The sequence below is a fragment of the Kitasatospora sp. NPDC003701 genome (genome assembly GCF_053587085.1).
The window spans coordinates 1-15680 of the sequence record NZ_JBSFNM010000077.1; the positions used below are offsets into that span (position 1 = coordinate 1).

At 73.8% G+C, this 15680-nt stretch carries 15 protein-coding genes and 1 tRNA gene; 12 read left to right on the plus strand and 4 right to left on the minus strand.

Annotated features, from left to right (window positions below; genetic code table 11):
• Window positions 1–54: 54 nt before the first annotated feature.
• Complete coding sequence (locus ACWDRR_RS39540; protein WP_449777130.1) at window positions 55–642, minus strand: 5-formyltetrahydrofolate cyclo-ligase; 588 nt, start codon at window positions 640–642, stop codon at window positions 55–57.
• Between the two features lie 62 nt (window positions 643–704).
• Between ACWDRR_RS39540 and ACWDRR_RS39545 the strand changes: the two genes are divergently transcribed.
• From ACWDRR_RS39545 to ACWDRR_RS39580, 8 genes are all read left to right on the plus strand, one after another.
• A complete protein-coding gene (locus ACWDRR_RS39545; RefSeq protein ID WP_449777131.1) occupies window positions 705–1574 on the plus strand; it encodes a GGDEF domain-containing protein in 870 nt (289 codons plus the stop codon).
• A 51-nt stretch (window positions 1575–1625) separates the two neighbouring features.
• A complete protein-coding gene (gene galU, locus ACWDRR_RS39550; RefSeq protein ID WP_329489280.1) occupies window positions 1626–2546 on the plus strand; it encodes a UTP--glucose-1-phosphate uridylyltransferase GalU in 921 nt (306 codons plus the stop codon).
• Between the two features lie 26 nt (window positions 2547–2572).
• On the plus strand, window positions 2573–3919 hold the full coding sequence (gene glp, locus ACWDRR_RS39555; protein WP_449777132.1) for a molybdotransferase-like divisome protein Glp: 1347 nt from the start codon (window positions 2573–2575) through the stop codon (window positions 3917–3919).
• A 173-nt stretch (window positions 3920–4092) separates the two neighbouring features.
• Entirely contained in the window at window positions 4093–4530 is a 438-nt protein-coding gene (gene moaC, locus ACWDRR_RS39560; protein WP_449777161.1) for a cyclic pyranopterin monophosphate synthase MoaC, read from the plus strand.
• Window positions 4527–5045: a MogA/MoaB family molybdenum cofactor biosynthesis protein gene (locus tag ACWDRR_RS39565; protein WP_449777133.1), complete on the plus strand. Its 519-nt coding sequence runs from the start codon at window positions 4527–4529 to the stop codon at window positions 5043–5045. Before moaC ends, ACWDRR_RS39565 begins: the two co-directional genes overlap by 4 nt.
• Window positions 5042–5668 carry a GNAT family N-acetyltransferase gene (locus ACWDRR_RS39570; protein ID WP_449777162.1) on the plus strand — a complete coding sequence of 209 codons (627 nt, stop codon included), beginning with the start codon at window positions 5042–5044 and terminating at the stop codon, window positions 5666–5668. The genes ACWDRR_RS39565 and ACWDRR_RS39570 overlap by 4 nt, the downstream gene beginning before the upstream one ends.
• Before the next feature lie 150 nt (window positions 5669–5818).
• Entirely contained in the window at window positions 5819–6934 is a 1116-nt protein-coding gene (gene sepX / locus ACWDRR_RS39575; RefSeq protein WP_449777134.1) for a divisome protein SepX/GlpR, read from the plus strand.
• Between the two features lie 91 nt (window positions 6935–7025).
• A tRNA-Ala gene (locus ACWDRR_RS39580) sits at window positions 7026–7099 on the plus strand.
• Window positions 7100–7219: 120 nt separating this feature from the next.
• On the opposite strand, the gene ACWDRR_RS39585 is transcribed toward ACWDRR_RS39580, so the two are convergent.
• From ACWDRR_RS39585 to ACWDRR_RS39595, 3 genes are all read right to left on the minus strand, one after another.
• Window positions 7220–7657, minus strand: a complete 438-nt coding sequence (locus ACWDRR_RS39585) for a universal stress protein (protein ID WP_449777135.1) — start codon at window positions 7655–7657, stop codon at window positions 7220–7222.
• 94 nt (window positions 7658–7751) lie between these two features.
• Complete coding sequence (locus ACWDRR_RS39590; RefSeq protein WP_449777136.1) at window positions 7752–8642, minus strand: peptidase; 891 nt, start codon at window positions 8640–8642, stop codon at window positions 7752–7754.
• A 2-nt stretch (window positions 8643–8644) separates the two neighbouring features.
• Window positions 8645–9961 carry a VWA domain-containing protein gene (locus ACWDRR_RS39595; protein ID WP_449777137.1) on the minus strand — a complete coding sequence of 439 codons (1317 nt, stop codon included), beginning with the start codon at window positions 9959–9961 and terminating at the stop codon, window positions 8645–8647.
• 360 nt (window positions 9962–10321) lie between these two features.
• On the opposite strand from ACWDRR_RS39595, the gene ACWDRR_RS39600 reads away from it, so the two are divergent.
• From ACWDRR_RS39600 to ACWDRR_RS39615, 4 genes are all read left to right on the plus strand, one after another.
• Window positions 10322–10834 (plus strand): DUF1269 domain-containing protein, encoded by a 513-nt coding sequence (locus ACWDRR_RS39600; protein WP_449777138.1) that lies wholly within the window; start codon window positions 10322–10324, stop codon window positions 10832–10834.
• Between the two features lie 133 nt (window positions 10835–10967).
• Complete coding sequence (locus ACWDRR_RS39605) at window positions 10968–12299, plus strand: FtsW/RodA/SpoVE family cell cycle protein (RefSeq protein WP_449777139.1); 1332 nt, start codon at window positions 10968–10970, stop codon at window positions 12297–12299.
• The gene (locus tag ACWDRR_RS39610) at window positions 12299–13807 is read left to right on the plus strand and encodes a penicillin-binding transpeptidase domain-containing protein (RefSeq protein ID WP_449777140.1); all 1509 of its coding nucleotides are present in this window, start codon (window positions 12299–12301) and stop codon (window positions 13805–13807) included. Before ACWDRR_RS39605 ends, ACWDRR_RS39610 begins: the two co-directional genes overlap by 1 nt.
• 199 nt (window positions 13808–14006) lie before the next feature.
• On the plus strand, window positions 14007–15572 hold the full coding sequence (locus ACWDRR_RS39615) for an amino acid permease (protein ID WP_449777141.1): 1566 nt from the start codon (window positions 14007–14009) through the stop codon (window positions 15570–15572).
• The last annotated feature ends 108 nt before the right edge of the window (window positions 15573–15680 follow it).

The window sequence follows — 15680 nt, forward strand, 5'->3', positions numbered from 1 at the left end:
CGCCCCGCACCACCCAACCCCAGCTGCGGGGCCGCCGCCGTACCGCCGGCCGCGTCACCGCGGCCGGCGGCCCAGCCGGTGCAGCCCGGACGGGGTGAGGGCGACGTCCACCGGCAGGTCGTGCGGCTCGGCCGGCACGCTCTCCAGCAGCTCGTGCTCGTAGAGCAGCACCGCCAGCAGCGGGCGTGCGCCGGCCCGCCCGAGCCGGGCCAGCACCCGGTCGTACGAGCCGCCGCCGCGGCCCAGCCGCAGCCCCCGCCGGTCCACCGCCAGGCCGGGCAGCAGGACCAGCGACGCCGTGGTCACGGCCTCCGGCCCGAGCCGCCCGCCGACCGGCTCCAGCAGCCCGCGCCCGGCCGGTGCCAGCGCCTGCGGCCCCTCGTACACGGCCCAGTCCAGGTCGTTGTCGGCCAGCAGGACCGGCAGCAGGACCTCGACGCCGCGTGCCAGCAGCGCGTCCAGCAGCGGCCGGGTGCCGGGCTCGGCGCCGACCGACACGTACGCGGCCACCGTGGTGCCCGGCGCGGCCAGCTCCCCGGCGTGCCCGGCCAGCGCGTGCGCCGCCTCCTCCCGCTCCTGCGCCACCAGCGCGCGCCGCTCGGCCAGCAGCCGTGTCCTCAGCGCGCTCTTCTCGTTGTGCATGGGATCTCCTCCACAGCTCTGTGCCCGCGACGCCCAGAGCCTGACATGCGGAAGGCGCCCCGATGTCGACCCCGCTGCTGGTCCAGGCCCTGGCCGCGCTGAGCGCCCCCGCGCTGGCCGGTGCCGCCGTACTGGGACTGCGACTGCGCCGGGCCGGCGACGCCGCCGCCGAGCGCGAGGCCCGGCTCTGCGAGCAGGTCGGCGAGCTGGAGGCCCGCTGCGCCGAGCTGGAGCGCACCGCGTCCTGCGATCCGCTCACCGGGGTCTGGAACTACCGCCACGTGCAGCTCACGCTGGACCGGGAGATCGAGCGCGCCCGCCGTGCCGAGCAGGCCGACCAGCAGGAGGGCCCGCACCCGCTGGCCGTCCTGCTGCTGGACATCAACGGCTTCGACGCGGTCATCGCCGAGCACGGCCGGGCCCGGGCCGACGCGATACTGCGCGACCTCGCCCAGCGGCTCGGCATGGAGATCCGCCGCTCCGACACCCTCGGCCGGTACAGCGGTGAGGAGTTCCTGGTCGTGCTGCCGGCGACCGGTGCCGAGGGCGCGGCGCACGTCGCCGAACGGCTGGTCTGGTCGGTCCGCCGCCACCTGCTGCTGGACTGGTCCTCCGGCCCGCGCGAGGGCCGCCGCCCGAACGGCAACGGGCTGACCGCCGCCGTCGGACTCGCGGTGCTGCCGGCCGACGGCACCCATGCCGCCGTCCTGCTCCGGGCCGCCGACCGGGCCCTGGCCGAGGCCCGCGCGGCCGGTGGGGACTGCTGGCGCGCGGCCGCCTCCTCCCGTCCACTCAGCGGCTCGGATGCCGAGCGTGACCGTTCGGAAAAGCCGGGTAGTCTGTCGCCCTGTGCCGGAGAGGACCCCCTCGCCTCACCCGGCATTTCCCCTTTGCCTGCCACCGTGGCCGGGCCCAGCGACGTGCTGTCCTAGCCGGTCAACCGCGCTCGGCCGGGCGAAAACATGCCTTAGTAAGGTAAACGCATGACGACGATCAGCTCCCGAATTCCGGTAACCAAGGCCGTGGTCCCCGCGGCCGGACTGGGCACGCGCTTCCTCCCGGCCACCAAGGCGACGCCGAAGGAGATGCTGCCCGTCGTCGACAAGCCGGCGATCCAGTACGTCGTCGAGGAGGCGGCCTCCGCCGGGCTGTCCGACATACTGATGGTCACCGGCCGCAACAAGCGGGCGCTCGAGGACCACTTCGACCGCGCCTACGAGCTGGAGGAGCTGCTCGCCCGCAAGGGTGACCAGGACCGTCTGCGCCGGGTGCGCGAGTCCGTCGACCTGGCGAACATGCACTACGTCCGCCAGGGCGACCCGAAGGGCCTCGGCCACGCCGTCTCGGTCGCCGAGCAGCACGTCGCCGGCCAGCCCTTCGCCGTTCTGCTCGGCGACGACCTGATCGACCCGCGCGACCCGCTGCTCGCCCGCATGATCGAGGTCCAGCAGGAGCTCGGCGGCTCGGTCGTCGCCCTGATGGAGGTCGACCCCTCCCAGATCCACCTGTACGGCTGCGCGGCCGTCAAGGCCAACGGCTTCGGCGAGGACGTCTTCCAGGTGACCGACCTGGTCGAGAAGCCCGAGACCGCCGACGCCCCGTCGAACTACGCCGTCATCGGCCGCTACGTGCTCGACCCCTCGGTGTTCGACGTGCTGCGCGAGACCCCGCCCGGCCGCGGTGGCGAGATCCAGCTCACCGACGCCCTGCGCGAGCTGACCACCCGCGACGCGGAGAGCGGCGGCCAGGTGCACGGCGTGCTCTTCAAGGGCCGCCGCTACGACACGGGTGACCGCGCCGACTACCTGCGCGCTATCGTCCGTCTGGCCTCCGAGCGCGAGGACCTGGGCCCGGAGTTCCGTTCCTGGCTCCGTGAGTTCGTCGCCTCCGAGCTGCAGGACTGACACACCGACAGAGAGCGAGAGCGCCGATGACCGGGTCCACGGAGAACAGCCCCACCCCCGCCGCAGCCTGCTGCGACGGATCCGCGGACCCGGCACCGGCCGCTCGCCCGGCACGCCTGTGGACCGTCGACGAGCACCTCGCCGACGTGCTGGCCGCCGTCGGCCCGCTGCCCGCGATCGAGCTCCAGCTGCTCGACGCCCAGGGCTGCCGGCTCGACGAGGACGTGCTCGCCGACGGCGACCTGCCGCCCTTCGACAACAGCTCGATGGACGGCTACGCCGTTCGCACCGCCGACACCACCGGAGCCACCACCGAGTACCCCTCGGTGCTCTCGGTGGTCGGCGACATCGCCGCCGGCGCCGCCGAACTGCCCAGGGTCGGCCCCGGCCAGGCGGCCCGGATCATGACCGGCGCCCCCGTCCCGCCCGGCGCCCAGGCCGTCGCCCCGGTCGAGTGGACCGACGGCGGCAGCGGTACCGGCCTGGCCGCCGACGCGATGGGCGCCGCGGTCGAGGACGAGGAGGTCCGGGTGCTGCGCCCGGTCTCCGAGGGCGCCCACATCCGCCGCCGCGGCAGCGACGTCGCCGCCGGCGACCGGGTCCTGGAGGCCGGCACCCGGCTCGGCCCCACTCAGCTCGGCCTGCTCGCCGCGATCGGCCGGGCCACCGTGAAGGTCCGCCCCCGCCCGCGCGTGGTGGTGCTCTCCACCGGCAGTGAGCTGGTCCAGCCCGGCGAGCCGGTCGGTCCCGGGCAGATCGCCGACTCCAACAGCTTCACCCTCACCGCCGCCGCCCTGGACGCCGGAGCCATCGCCTACCGCGTCGGCGGGGTGCCGGACGACGCTGCGCGGCTGCGCGCCGTCCTGGAGGACCAGCTCGGCCGGGCCGACCTGATCGTCACCAGCGGCGGCGTCAGCGTCGGCGCGTACGACGTGGTCAAGGAGGTCTTCGAGTCCTACGGCGGGGTGGACTTCCGCCGGTTGCGGATGCAGCCCGGCAAGCCGCAGGGCTTCGGCCGGATCGGTGCCGGGCCCGGCGTCCCGCTGCTGGCGCTGCCCGGCAACCCGGTCAGCGCCTACATCTCCTTCGAGCTCTTCGTCCGCCCGGTGATCCGCACCATGCTCGGTGCCGCCGACGTCCACCGCCCGGTGGTCCGGGCGCTCTGCCCGGTGGCGCTGCGCTCGCCCGCCGGGCGCCGGCAGTTCCTGCGCGGCCGGTACACGCCGGCGGACGGCGTGGTGGAGCCGGTCGGCGGCGCGGGCTCGCACCTGGTCGGCGCGCTGGCCAGGGCGGACTGCCTGATCACCGTGCCGGAGGACGTCACCGAACTCCCCGCCGGCAGCGAGGTGGACGTCGTCCTGCTGGGCGGCTGAGCGGGTCCGGTGACCGGGCCGTCTCGCCCCCTGACACGGGCCGTCCCACGCCCTGGCCGGAGCGAGGAGTACGGTAGCGCGGTATTCGATCTGCGCGCCCCCTGGAGCCACCCGTGACCACCTCACCCCCCGGCGACCGCCTCACCCACGTCGACGACCAGGGCGCGGCCCGGATGGTCGACGTCTCCGAGAAGGCCACCACCGCGCGCACCGCGGTCGCGGCCGGCCGGGTCCGGGTCGCCCCCCGCGTGATCGAGCTGCTGCGCGGCGAGGGCGTGCCCAAGGGCGACGCCCTCGCCGTCGCCCGGATCGCCGGGATCATGGGGGCCAAGAAGACCCCGGACCTCATCCCGCTCTGCCACCCGATCGCGGTCTCCGGGGTGCAGGTCGAACTCGCCGTCACCGACGACGCGGTCGAGATCACGGCCACCGTGCGGACGGCCGACCGCACCGGTGTGGAGATGGAGGCGCTCACCGCCGTCGCGGTGGCGGGGCTCACCGTGATCGACATGGTCAAGGCCGTCGACAAGGGCGCCGCCATCGAGTCCGTCCGGGTGCTCAGCAAGACCGGCGGCAAGAGCGGCGACTGGTTCGCCGAGGGCCCGGCATGAGCGCCCCGGTCATGAGGGCACTGGCCGTCACCGTCTCCAACCGCGCCTCGGCCGGCGTCTACCCGGACCGCGGCGGGCCGCTGCTGGTGGCCGGTCTGAGCGCGATGGGCTTCACGGTCGACGGCCCCCGGGTGGTGCCGGACGGCGAACCGGTCGAGGCGGCCCTGCGCGAGGCCGTCGCGGCCGGCTACGACGTGGTGCTCACCACCGGGGGCACCGGCATCTCCCCGATGGACCTCACGCCCGAGATGACCGCCCGGGTGATCGACCGGGAGATCCCCGGCATCCCCGAGGCCATCAGGGCGTACGGCCGTGAGAAGGTCCCGACCTCCGCGCTCTCCCGCGGGCTGGCGGGCCTCGCGGGACGTACCCTGATCGTCAACCTGCCGGGCTCGACCGGTGGCGTCAAGGACGGCCTGGCCGTCCTGGAGCCGCTGCTCGCGCACGCCGTCGACCAGCTCGGCGGCGGGGACCACCCCCGGCCCGACGCACCTGCTTCCGGGAGAGCGCACTGAACGCCGGTTGGCCGGTAGAACTCCACGAGGGGGACGTCGCGCTGCGCCCGATCCGGGCCCGCGACCAGCGCGAGTGGCAGGAGGTCAGCCGCCGCAACCGGGACTGGCTGCGGCGCTGGGAGGCCACCGTGCCGCCCGGCCCGGCCGGCCGCAGCGCCGGCCCGCGCCCGACCTACCGGCAGATGGTCCGCTTCCTGCGCAGCGAGGCCTCGGCCGGCCGGATGCTGCCCTTCGTCGTGCTCCACCAGGGCCGGCTGGTCGGTCAGCTGACCGTCGGCGGGATCACCTGGGGCTCGATGTGTTCGGCCAACGTCGGCTACTGGATCGACGAGGCGGTGGCCGGCCGGGGCATCATGCCGGCGGCCGTGGCGCTTTCGGTGGACCACTGTTTCGCGACCCTGGGCCTGCACCGGATCGAGGTCTGCATCCGGCCGGAGAACGGGCCGAGCCGCCGGGTGGTGGAAAAGCTCGGGTTCCGCTCGGAGGGAATGCGGCCGCGCTATCTGCACATCGACGGTGACTGGCGCGACCACCTCGTGTACGCCCTGACCGCCGAGGAGGTCCCCGAGGGGATGCTGGAGCGCTGGCGGACGCTCAGTTCCGCCCGCCGTCCACGTAATTGAATATATGTTCGAAAGAAATATCGATATGGCATCGGCGTGGCGACGGACGGGCACAAATACCGGCAAAATAGTCGGAGAATCAGCTTGATCACACGACACGCCGTGCCAAATTGCTGCCAGGCCTTCCCCGGCGCCCGTACGGTGTGAAACGTGAGCAGTAGCGGCCTTATCTACGCCGTCATCGTAGGGGCCTGGGCCGCCTATCTGGTGCCGATGTGGCTCCGCAGGCAGGACGAGCTCAATGAGGCGCGCCCGACGGAACGCTTCAGCACCGCCATCCGCCTGCTGGCCGGGCGTTCGGCGCTGGAGCGGCGGGCGTCCCGGGCCCTGGGCGACGAACCGCGTGACGACGAGCAGAGCAACGACGACGGCCCTCCCGAACGGGACGAGGCCGCCTCCGGCGACCCCGACGGCAGCACCGCGGGCGAGGCCGCGGCGGAGCCGGAGCCGGAACGGGAGCAGCGGCCCGAGGCGGCGGCCGAGCCCGACCGGCCCGCCGTCCGCGCCCCCGAGCGCCCGGCCGGGGTGCGGAGCGGGATCGAACCCCGGGCACGGCTGCTGGCCCGGCGGCGCCGGATGGTCACCGTCCTCTTCTTCGCCTTCGCCCTCGGCGCGGTCGTCGCGGCGGTGTCCGGTCTGGCCTTCCTCTGGGTCCCGGCGGTGCCGGCGACCCTCCTCACCCTCTACATCGGCCACCTGCGCAAGCTGGAGCGCCTGCGGTACGAGGTGAAGATCGACCGCGCCCGGGCCGCCCAGGCCGCCGAGCGGCTGCGCAAGCGCGAGCAGCAGCGCGCCGAGGCCCGCCGGGCCGAGGAGGCGCCGCCGCAGGCCCCGGAGGCCGCGGAGCCGGCCGGCCGCGGCCGGCCGCACCTGCGGCTCGCCACCGACCGCGACCGTGCCCCGGCGTCGGACCAGGTGCCGGCCCGCCCGGCCGGCCCGGGGTCCGCCTCGGCGCTGGCGGAGGCGACCGAGCACGAGGAGTGGGTGGACGGCATGCGTGAGCGCGGCGCGGCCGGCCCGGACTCCTGGGAGCCCGTCCCCGTGCCGCTGCCGACCTACGTCACGGCTCCGGTGGCGCCCCGCGTCACCCGGGGCCTCGACCTGTCGGCCCCCGGCACCTGGACCGCCGGGCGCCCGGCGGAGGCCCGCCCGGCGGAGACCCGGATGGGGGAGGCCCGCCCGGCACAGGCGCGCAACACCCCGCTCTTCGACCAGTACGCCGAGCCCTCCGCCGCCGAGTCCCGCCCGCGCGCCGCCAACGAGTGACCGGCCGGGGGCGCTGCGGCGTCCCCGGGTGGCCGGTCCCCCGGGGGTGGTCACGAGCCCCCTCGGAAAGGTGCTAAAGTTTCTTCTCGTTGGGGCTGTGGCGCAGTCCGGTAGCGCACCTCGTTCGCATCGAGGGGGTCAGGGGTTCGAATCCCCTCAGCTCCACCCAACAGGAAGTCCCGCCCGATCGACAGATCGGGCGGGACTTCTGCGTTGTGCCCGAAGGCGCGGCGGACCGGGGGTCAGCGGGCCTCGGTGGCGCGGGGGTTGGGGCTGTGACGATGATCACCTGACCACCAGCACGGCGCACGGGGCGTGGTGCACGCAGTAGTGGGTGACGGTCCCGAGGGCGGCGCCGGGCGGTGCGGCGCGGCCGCGGCTGCCGAGGACGAGCACCGCGGCGCCCTCGGCGGCGCCGGCCAGCGCGGGGCCCGGCGTCCCGGCCTTGAGGTGGCGCCGGACGGCGGGCACCCCGGTGGGGGAGAGGGCGGCGGCGAGGGTCTCGTCGAGGATCCGGGCGGCGTCCCGCTCGGGGCCGAAGCCGTCCAGGGCGGGCGGGACGAGGCCGTGCTCGCCCAGCAGGCAGGGGAACTCCCAGACGGTCACCGCCTCCAGTGGGCCCCCGGTGAGCGCGGCCAGCCGGGCGGCCCAGCGGACGGCGGCGAGGGAGAGCGGGGAGCCGTCCACGCCGACCACGATCCTGCCGTCCGGCTGCCGGGTCATGGTTCGAGGGTAGGACGGCGCCGCGGGGGCGGCGAGACGGCCGAGGGCCGGCCGGAGCAGCTCCGGCCGGCCCTCGGGAGGGTGTCGGGTTCGGTCAGGGCTGGCCCGAGCCCGCGTACGGGCCCGGCTGCGGGGCACCGGCCTGTGGCGGGACGGAGCCGTAGCGGGCGGGCCGGCGGCCGCGCGGGTGGCGGGTCAGCGTGTAGCCCGCGACACCGGCCAGGGCCGCCAGCGCGCCGCCGGCCAGGGTCCAGAACCAGCGGCCGTTCCAGCCGGAGAACCAGCCGGTGTACCAGTGGTCCTCGGGCTCCTCGGGGGAGGCCGCCTTGGCGGTCGCGGCGCCGCCGCCCACCGGCGGGACCAGCGGGGCCTTGAGCTCCCCGCCCTCCGGCTGGGCGTTGTCGGCGTCGCCCTTGGCGCTGACGTGCAGCTGGACGGCGGCGGCGAGGCCGAGGTCCGGCTGCTGGGCGTCGGCGAGCGAGAGCCGGACGTAGTAGGTGCCGGGCAGCGGGTCCCCGGACCAGGGCTCGGCCCAGGAGCGGATCTCGCGCAGGGTGCAGCTCAGCGCGAGCGACGCGGCGGACTTGTCGGCGGTGGCGTTCTGCGTGCCGGCGGTGCAGGACTGGCGGCGGCGCAGCCCGTCGAAGACCTCGACGCTCCAGGTCTGCGGGCCCTGCCGGTCGGCGGAGGGGGCCAGGTCGACGGTCAGGCCGATGGTCGGGGTCTGGCCCTCGGAGGCCCCGAAGGCCCAGTACAGGTAGTCGCCGGTGGAGGCGGCGACCTTGGCGTCCTGGCCGGGGGCGAGGTTGATGGCGGTCAGGAAGGACGTCCCGGCCTTGGTGGCCGGGGCGGGCTTCCCGCTCGCACTGGCCGAGGGGGACGGCGAGGCGGCGGAGGCGGCCGGGGCCGCCAGTGCCAGGGCGGGGAGCAGGGCGAGGGCGGCGAGCGCGCCGCCCAGGGCGCTGCGGGTCGTCGAGGTACGCATGGTCAGTTCTCCCGCCAGACAGCGATCCGCCAGCGTGCGATCCAGCCGAACAGCAGGCCGGTCAGCAGGCCGGCCAGGGTGAGCACCAGCAGCAGGATCCAGCCGCGGCCCAGACCCATCGCCGGACCGTCCGGGGCGGGCGAGGCGGCGGTCAGGTCGACCGTCAGCTCCAGCGGCAGGCCGGGCTCGGCCTGGACGCCGGGCTGGGCGGCCAGCGAGTTGCTGACGACCAGGCAGACGGTGGTCTCCGGCTTGCCGCTCGGCGAGGCGGACGGCGTCGCGGAGGCGTAGCCCTTGGAGTCGTCGGTGGACCAGCGCAGGCCGGTGGAGATCACGTCGGTCCGGCCGCTGCCGGCATCGGTGCCGCGGACCAGCTCCTGGCCGGTGGCGCTGGTGGCCTGGAGCAGGACGCCGTAGTCGCGGGCGACGCCGCGGTCCAGGGCGACGCTGACCGAGGCGCGCAGCTCCTGCCCGGCCTTGACCGGGACGCGGTAGACGCGGTGCTCGGAGAACTTCTCCCGGTCGCTGTAGACGCCGGGGGTGAGGACGGGCGCGCTCTCGCACTTGTCGGTGCCCGCGGTCTTCACCGGTGCCACGGTGTAGGTGTCGTTGGAGCGGTCGACCAGCTGCTTCACCTTGTCGGTGAGCTGTTCCTGGGTCCGGACGTCGGTGTAGGTGCCGCCGGTGGCGTTGGCGATGCAGAGCAGCTGCTGGCGGGTCTTGTCGTCGTGGGCCAGGCCGAGGGTGTCGACCACCAGGTGGATGCCCTGGGCGGCGAGTTCGCGGGCCACGTCGCACGGGTCCGGCGGGGCGCAGGAGTCCTCGCCGTCGGTGATCAGCACCACCCGGCGGGTGGTCTCGCCCTTGCCGAGGTCCTGGGCCGCGCCGCGCAGGGCCAGGCCGATCGGGGTCCAGCCGGTCGGGCGCAGGGTGGCGACCGCGGTCTTGGCCTCGACCTTGTTGGTCTTGCCGACCGGGAAGAGCTGCTTGGTGTCCAGGCAGCCCTGGGTCTTGTCGTCGCCGGGGTAGTTGGCGCCGAGGGTGCGGATGCCGAAGTCGGTCTCCGGCGGAAGGGCGTCGATCACCTCGTTCAGGGACTGCTGGGCCACCGCGATGCGGCTCTTGCCCTGGATGTCGGTGGCTTTCATCGAGCCACTGACATCCAGGACGAGGTCGACCCGGGGGGCTTCCTTGCCGGCGGCGCCGGCTGATGGTTCGTCGGCATGGGCGGGCAGGCCGCTGAGCAGCGCGCCGCCTGTTATCGCCAGGGCGGCCAGCAGGCTGCCGAGCCTGGCCTTCGGGCGTCGTCCGGTAGTCACCCGCCCGATCCTAGGGATCATCAGTTCGCCATGGCCAACGCGGTCCGGTGCGCGGGCCGCCGGGCTCCGGCGTGAACTCCCGGGCGCCGGTGGGAGATCGGCTGCCCGGTGTCCGGGCGTGCGCCGCCCGGGGTCGGTCGGGCGCCGGTCGGGTGCCGGTCGGGTGGGTGGCGCCGGGTGCGGTGGCCGGCCCGGGGCCGTGGCGCGACGGTGGCGGGCCGGTTCGGCAATACGGGACACACCGGATGGAAGAGCCAATACATATGGATATTGCTCGTTAGGGTGACGAACGGGGCGCGGGCGCCGCCGTACCGGCGCCTGTACCCGCCGGTACGTCCGACTGATTGGAAGGACCAGCACGTGAGCAACCTCTTCGCGATCGCCTACCCGGATCTGGCCACCGCCCAGGCGGTGCGCAACGAAGCGGTCGGACTGCAGACGCAGAAGCTGATCGACTTGGAGGACGCGGTCGTCGTGGAGCGCCGCGAGGACGGCAGGATCAAGCTGCACCAGCAGGTCAGCACCACGGGCGCGGGTGCCGCCTCGGGAGCGCTCTGGGGCGGTGTCATCGGCCTGCTGTTCTTCATGCCGTTCCTCGGCGCGGCGGTCGGCGGTGCCGCCGGCGCCGCGGTCGGCGCCTCCACCGACATCGGGGTGGACGACAACTTCATGCGGGAGGTTGCCCAGCACCTCCAGCCGGGCACCGCCGCGGTGTTCCTGCTGGTCCGCAGGGCCACCGCCGACAAGGTCGTCCCGGTGCTGGCCCGCTACGGCGGCCGGATCATCCAGACCTCGCTCTCCACCGAGGCGGAGGCCGGGCTCAGGGCCACCGTCGAGGCGTCCCGGGTGCAGCCCGCCCCGGCCTCCGCCTGAGCCGGACCCGCCGGACCGGCCGCTCGCGTCGGGACGGACGGGCCAGGCCGCCCGTCCGTCCCGGTCGTCACCCCGGCGGCAGCCCACCACCGCAGCAGGACACCCAGGACGGTCCGTGGCGACACCCTCCGCCGTGACGAGAACCGCCGGCCGGCCCCGCCGGACGGTGCGGACCCGGCGCAACACCGAGCTCGCGCTGGTCCTGGCCGCCGTGCTGATCGCCGTCTTCGGCTACGCCGAGGTCGGCGTCAACATCGACGGCACGGTCCCCGCCGACGCGGGCGAGTACGGTGCCGCGCTCGGCGTGCTCGCGCTGCTGGCGCACGCCGTGGTCCGCTGGAAGGCGCCGTACGCCGACCCGCTGCCGCTGCCGATCGCCGTCCTGCTCAACGGGATCGGACTGGTCGTCATCTACCGCCTGGACCGGGCCACCCCGGGCGGCGGCGCCGCCCCCACCCAGCTGCTCTGGTCCACCCTCGGGGTGGCGCTGTTCATCGCGGTGGTGCTGCTGCTGCGGGACCACAAGCGGCTGCAGCGCTACGCCTACATCGGCGCGCTGGTGGCGCTGGTGCTGCTGGTGCTGCCGATCTTCTTCCCGCCGGTGTACGGCTCGCGGATCTGGATCACCGTCGGGCCGCTCTCCTTCCAGCCGGGCGAGTTCGCCAAGATCCTGCTGGCGGTCTTCTTCGCCGCCTACCTGGCGGTGCACCGGGACGCGCTGGCGCTGACCGGCCGCCGGGTGCTCGGGTTCCAGCTGCCGCGCGGGCGGGACCTCGGGCCGGTGCTGCTGATCTGGGCGGCCTTCGTCGGCGTCCTCGTGCTGGAGACCGACCTCGGCACCTCGCTGCTCTTCTTCGGCCTCTTCGTGGTCATGCTCTACGTGGCCACCGCGCGCAGCGGCTGGATCGCCATCGGGCTGTTCCTGGCCGCCGTGGCGGCGGTCGGGGTCGGCTGGCTCTCGCCGCACGTGCACAGCCGGGTCAACGACTGGCTGGACCCGCTCGGCTCGATCGCCGCGGGCCGGGGCGCCAACCAGATCGCCCAGTCGCTGTTCGCCTTCGCCTGGGGCGGGGAGCTGGGCGCCGGACTCGGCAGCGGGCACTCCGTGCTGATCGGGTTCGCCGCCAAGTCCGACTTCATCCTCGCGACCATCGGCGAGGAGCTGGGCCTGACCGGGCTGATCGCGCTGTTCCTGCTGTACGCGCTGCTGGTCGTCCGGGGCTTTCGCACCGGCATCGCGCTGCGCGACCCCTTCGGCCGGCTGCTCGCGATCGGGCTGGCGTCGATCGTCGGCCTCCAGGTGTTCGTGGTGGCCGGCGGGGTGCTCGACCTCATCCCGCTGACCGGGATGACCCTCCCGTTCGTCGCCCAGGGCGGGTCCTCGGTGGTCACCAATTGGATCATCGTCGCGCTGCTGGTGAGGATGAGCGACATCGCCCGCCGCCCGTCCGCCGGGGAGGCCTGATGGCACTCGGCCGCTCCCGGGGCAACGGGCCGCAGGGCCGGCCGGGGATCTCCGTCACCGGCCGCCGGGCGGGCACCTTCTGCCTGCTGCTGACCGTGGTGCTCTGCGTCCAGGCCACCCGGGTGCAGGTGTTCCGGGCCGACGAACTGGACCACAATCCGGCCAACCAGCGGCTCACCATCGAGCGGTACTCCCAGCCGCGCGGCAATATCCTGGTCGGCGCCGACACCGTCACCGGCTCCGAGCCCACCGGCGGCCGGTACGACTACAAGCGCACCTACACCGACGGCCCGCTGTACGCCGCCGTCACCGGGTACTCCTCGCAGGCGTACGGCAACACCCAGCTGGAGGGGACGGAGGACGACCTGCTCTCCGGCACCGACAGCCGGCTGGCGAGCTGGGCGGTCTGGGACGCCGTCGCCCGGCGGCAGAACCCCGGCGGGGACGTCTACACGACCATCGACCGGGCCGCCCAGCAGGCCGCGATGCGCGGACTGGGCGGGCAGAAGGGCGCGGTCGCCGCGATCGAGCCCGCCACCGGCCGGATCCTGGCGCTGGCCAGCACCCCCTCGTACGACCCGGGGAGCTTCGCCGGCTCCTCCGCGGCCGACCAGGCGGCCTGGAACCGGCTGCAGGCCGACACCGACCAGCCGATGCTCAACCGGGCGCTGCGCCAGACCTACCCGCCCGGCTCGACCTTCAAGGTGGTCACCGCGGCCGCCGCGCTGCAGAACGGCGTCGTCACCGACCCCGACGCGCCGACCGGCGCGCCCTACCCGTACGTGCTGCCGGGCACCACCACGCCGCTGGTCAACGACACCCCGGCGTGCGACGAGCCGGGGCAGTCGCTGGACACCGCGATGGTGAACAGCTGCAACAGCGTCATGGGCTACCTCGGGGTGCAGGTCGGGCTGGACAGGATGGTGGAGACGGCGGAGAACTTCGGCTTCAACGACCCGAAGCTGGACATCCCGGTCCGGCCGGCGCGCTCCAACTTCGACACCCGGATGAACCAGTCCCAGCTCGCGCTCTCCTCGATCGGCCAGTTCGACACCGCGGCCACCCCGCTGGTGATGGCCATGGTCGCGGCCGGGGTCGCCAACAACGGCACCGTGATGCGTCCACAGCTTGTGGACAAGCTGACCAAGCAGGACGGCACCACCGTGCAGCTGATGCGCCCGGCCGCGTACCGGCAGGCGATGAGCCCGGGGGTGGCCGGGCAGGTGCAGCGGCTGATGACCGACGTGGTGGAGAACGGCACCGGGCGCAATGCGCGGATCGGCGGCGCGGTGGTCGGCGGGAAGACCGGCACCGCCCAGCACGGGGTGGACAACACCGGGACGCCGTACGCCTGGTTCATCTCCTGGGCCAGGAAGGCCGGCTCCGACGCGGTTCCCCCGGTGGCCGTCGCGGTGGTGATCGCGGACAGCGACGCCACCGACGTCACCGGAGGCGGACTGGCGGCGCCGATCGCCCGCTCGGTGATGCAGGCCGTTCTGAACGGCTGAGGGAGGAGTCGCGGCGCCGATCCCGGATGAGGGCCTCTGACCTGCGGCTTAGCCGCTCGATCCAAGATCCGCCGTTTGCGAAGTGTCCGGTTTGTGCACGCCAATGCGACGATTCGTACAATGCGCGCTGTGCGACTGTTCGTTTGCGACACTGGTGCTTTCGCGGGGTACTGTCCCATCTTTGTTCGGTTGGTCCCCGATGACACCCCACGGCGCGTCGAGTGACCGGCCGCTAGGACACCCTCCCTCGCCTAGAAGGATCCTCGTTTTGGCCAGCAACACCCTCGGCGCGCGCCTGTTGCGGCGCAAGCCCGTCTCGACCCTGATCGCCGAGAGCGAGGGCCGCGACGGCCTTCCCGCCGGTGCGCCCGAGGAGGGCGGACGCTCCGGCATCCACCTGCGCCGCACGATCGGCCTCTGGCAGCTGTCCTCGATCGGCATCGGCGCCACCATCGGCACCGGCATCTTCTTCGTGCTCAGCACCGCCGTGCCGTCCGCCGGTCCGGCCGTGATCCTGTCCTTCGTGATCGCCGCCGTCACCGCCGGCCTCACCGCGCTCTGCTACGCCGAGATGGCCTCCGCGATCCCGGTCTCCGGCTCCTCGTACTCGTACGCCTACGCCACCCTCGGCGAGGGCGTCGCGTTCGCGGTCGGCATCTGCCTGCTGATGGAGTACGGCGTCTCGGCCTCCGCGATCGCGGTGAGCTGGGCCGAGTACCTCAACAAGTTCTTCGACCTGGCCTTCGGGTTCAAGATCCCGGAGGCCATCTCCGGCGCGCCCGACAGCACCCACTGGTTCAACCTGCCGGCGCTGCTCCTGGTCGCGATGGTCTGCACCCTGCTGATCCGCGGGGTCAGCGAGTCGGTGAAGGTCAACGCGGCCATGGTGGGCATCAAGATCCTCATCCTGCTGCTCTTCATCGGCGTCGGCCTGACCGGCTTCCACTCCGGCAACCTGACCCCGTTCATGCCGCTGGGCATCGGCGGCGTCCAGGTGGCGGCCTCCAGCATCTTCTTCTCGTTCATCGGCCTGGACGCCGTGTCCACCGCCGGTGAGGAGGTCAAGAACCCGCGCCGCACCCTGCCGCTGGCGATCATCATCTCGCTGGTCGTGGTCACCCTGCTGTACATCCTGGTGGCCCTGGCCGGCATCGGCGCCCAGCCCTGGGAGAAGTTCGACGGCCAGGAGGCCGGCCTCGCCCAGATCCTGCAGGACATCACCGGCCAGAGCTGGCCCGCGATCGTCTTCGCGATCGGCGCGATCATCTCGATCTTCAGCATCACCCTCGTGGTGATCTACGGCCAGACCCGCATCCTGTACTCGATGGGCCGCGACGGCATGCTGCCCAAGCGCTTCGCCCAGCTCTCGCCGCGCACCGGCACCCCGGTCTGGAACACCATCGTGGTGGGCATCGGCGTCGGCGCGCTGGCCGCCTTCATCCCGCTGAACGTCCTGGCCGACATCACCAGCCTGGGCACCCTGATCGCCTTCTCGGTGGTCTCGATCGGCGTGATCATCCTGCGCCGCACCCAGCCCGACCTGCCGCGCGGCTTCAAGGTGCCCGGCTACCCGGTCGTCCCGCTGGTCAGCGTCGGCTTCTGCATCTACCTGATCACCGGCCTGCACGCCGACACCTTCCGGGCCGGCGCGATCGCCCTGACGCTCGCCGTGGTCGTGTACTTCGGCTACAGCATGAGGAACTCCAAGCTGGAGCGGCCGGCGCAGCCCGCCGCCGCGGACTCGGCCGACAACCCGGCCGGCTGAGATTCGCGTACCGAGCACCCGTGGACGGGGCCGCCGGAGGGTGATCGCACCCCGGCGGCCCCGTCCGCGCGACCGCAGACTCCCCCGGTGGACATGGCGACAGGGCGT

Excerpts from the sequence above, each read along its gene's own strand:
- ACWDRR_RS39540 (WP_449777130.1), bottom strand. The coding sequence starts at position 642 with ATGCACAACGAGAAGAGCGCGCTGAGGACACGGCTGCTGGCCGAGCGG.
- ACWDRR_RS39545 (WP_449777131.1), top strand. The coding sequence starts at position 705 with ATGTCGACCCCGCTGCTGGTCCAGGCCCTGGCCGCGCTGAGCGCCCCC.
- galU (WP_329489280.1), top strand. The coding sequence starts at position 1,626 with ATGACGACGATCAGCTCCCGAATTCCGGTAACCAAGGCCGTGGTCCCC.
- glp (WP_449777132.1), top strand. The coding sequence starts at position 2,573 with ATGACCGGGTCCACGGAGAACAGCCCCACCCCCGCCGCAGCCTGCTGC.
- moaC (WP_449777161.1), top strand. The coding sequence starts at position 4,093 with ATGGTCGACGTCTCCGAGAAGGCCACCACCGCGCGCACCGCGGTCGCG.
- ACWDRR_RS39565 (WP_449777133.1), top strand. The coding sequence starts at position 4,527 with ATGAGCGCCCCGGTCATGAGGGCACTGGCCGTCACCGTCTCCAACCGC.
- ACWDRR_RS39585 (WP_449777135.1), bottom strand. The coding sequence starts at position 7,657 with ATGACCCGGCAGCCGGACGGCAGGATCGTGGTCGGCGTGGACGGCTCC.
- ACWDRR_RS39590 (WP_449777136.1), bottom strand. The coding sequence starts at position 8,642 with ATGCGTACCTCGACGACCCGCAGCGCCCTGGGCGGCGCGCTCGCCGCC.
- ACWDRR_RS39610 (WP_449777140.1), top strand. The coding sequence starts at position 12,299 with ATGGCACTCGGCCGCTCCCGGGGCAACGGGCCGCAGGGCCGGCCGGGG.
- ACWDRR_RS39615 (WP_449777141.1), top strand. The coding sequence starts at position 14,007 with ATGACACCCCACGGCGCGTCGAGTGACCGGCCGCTAGGACACCCTCCC.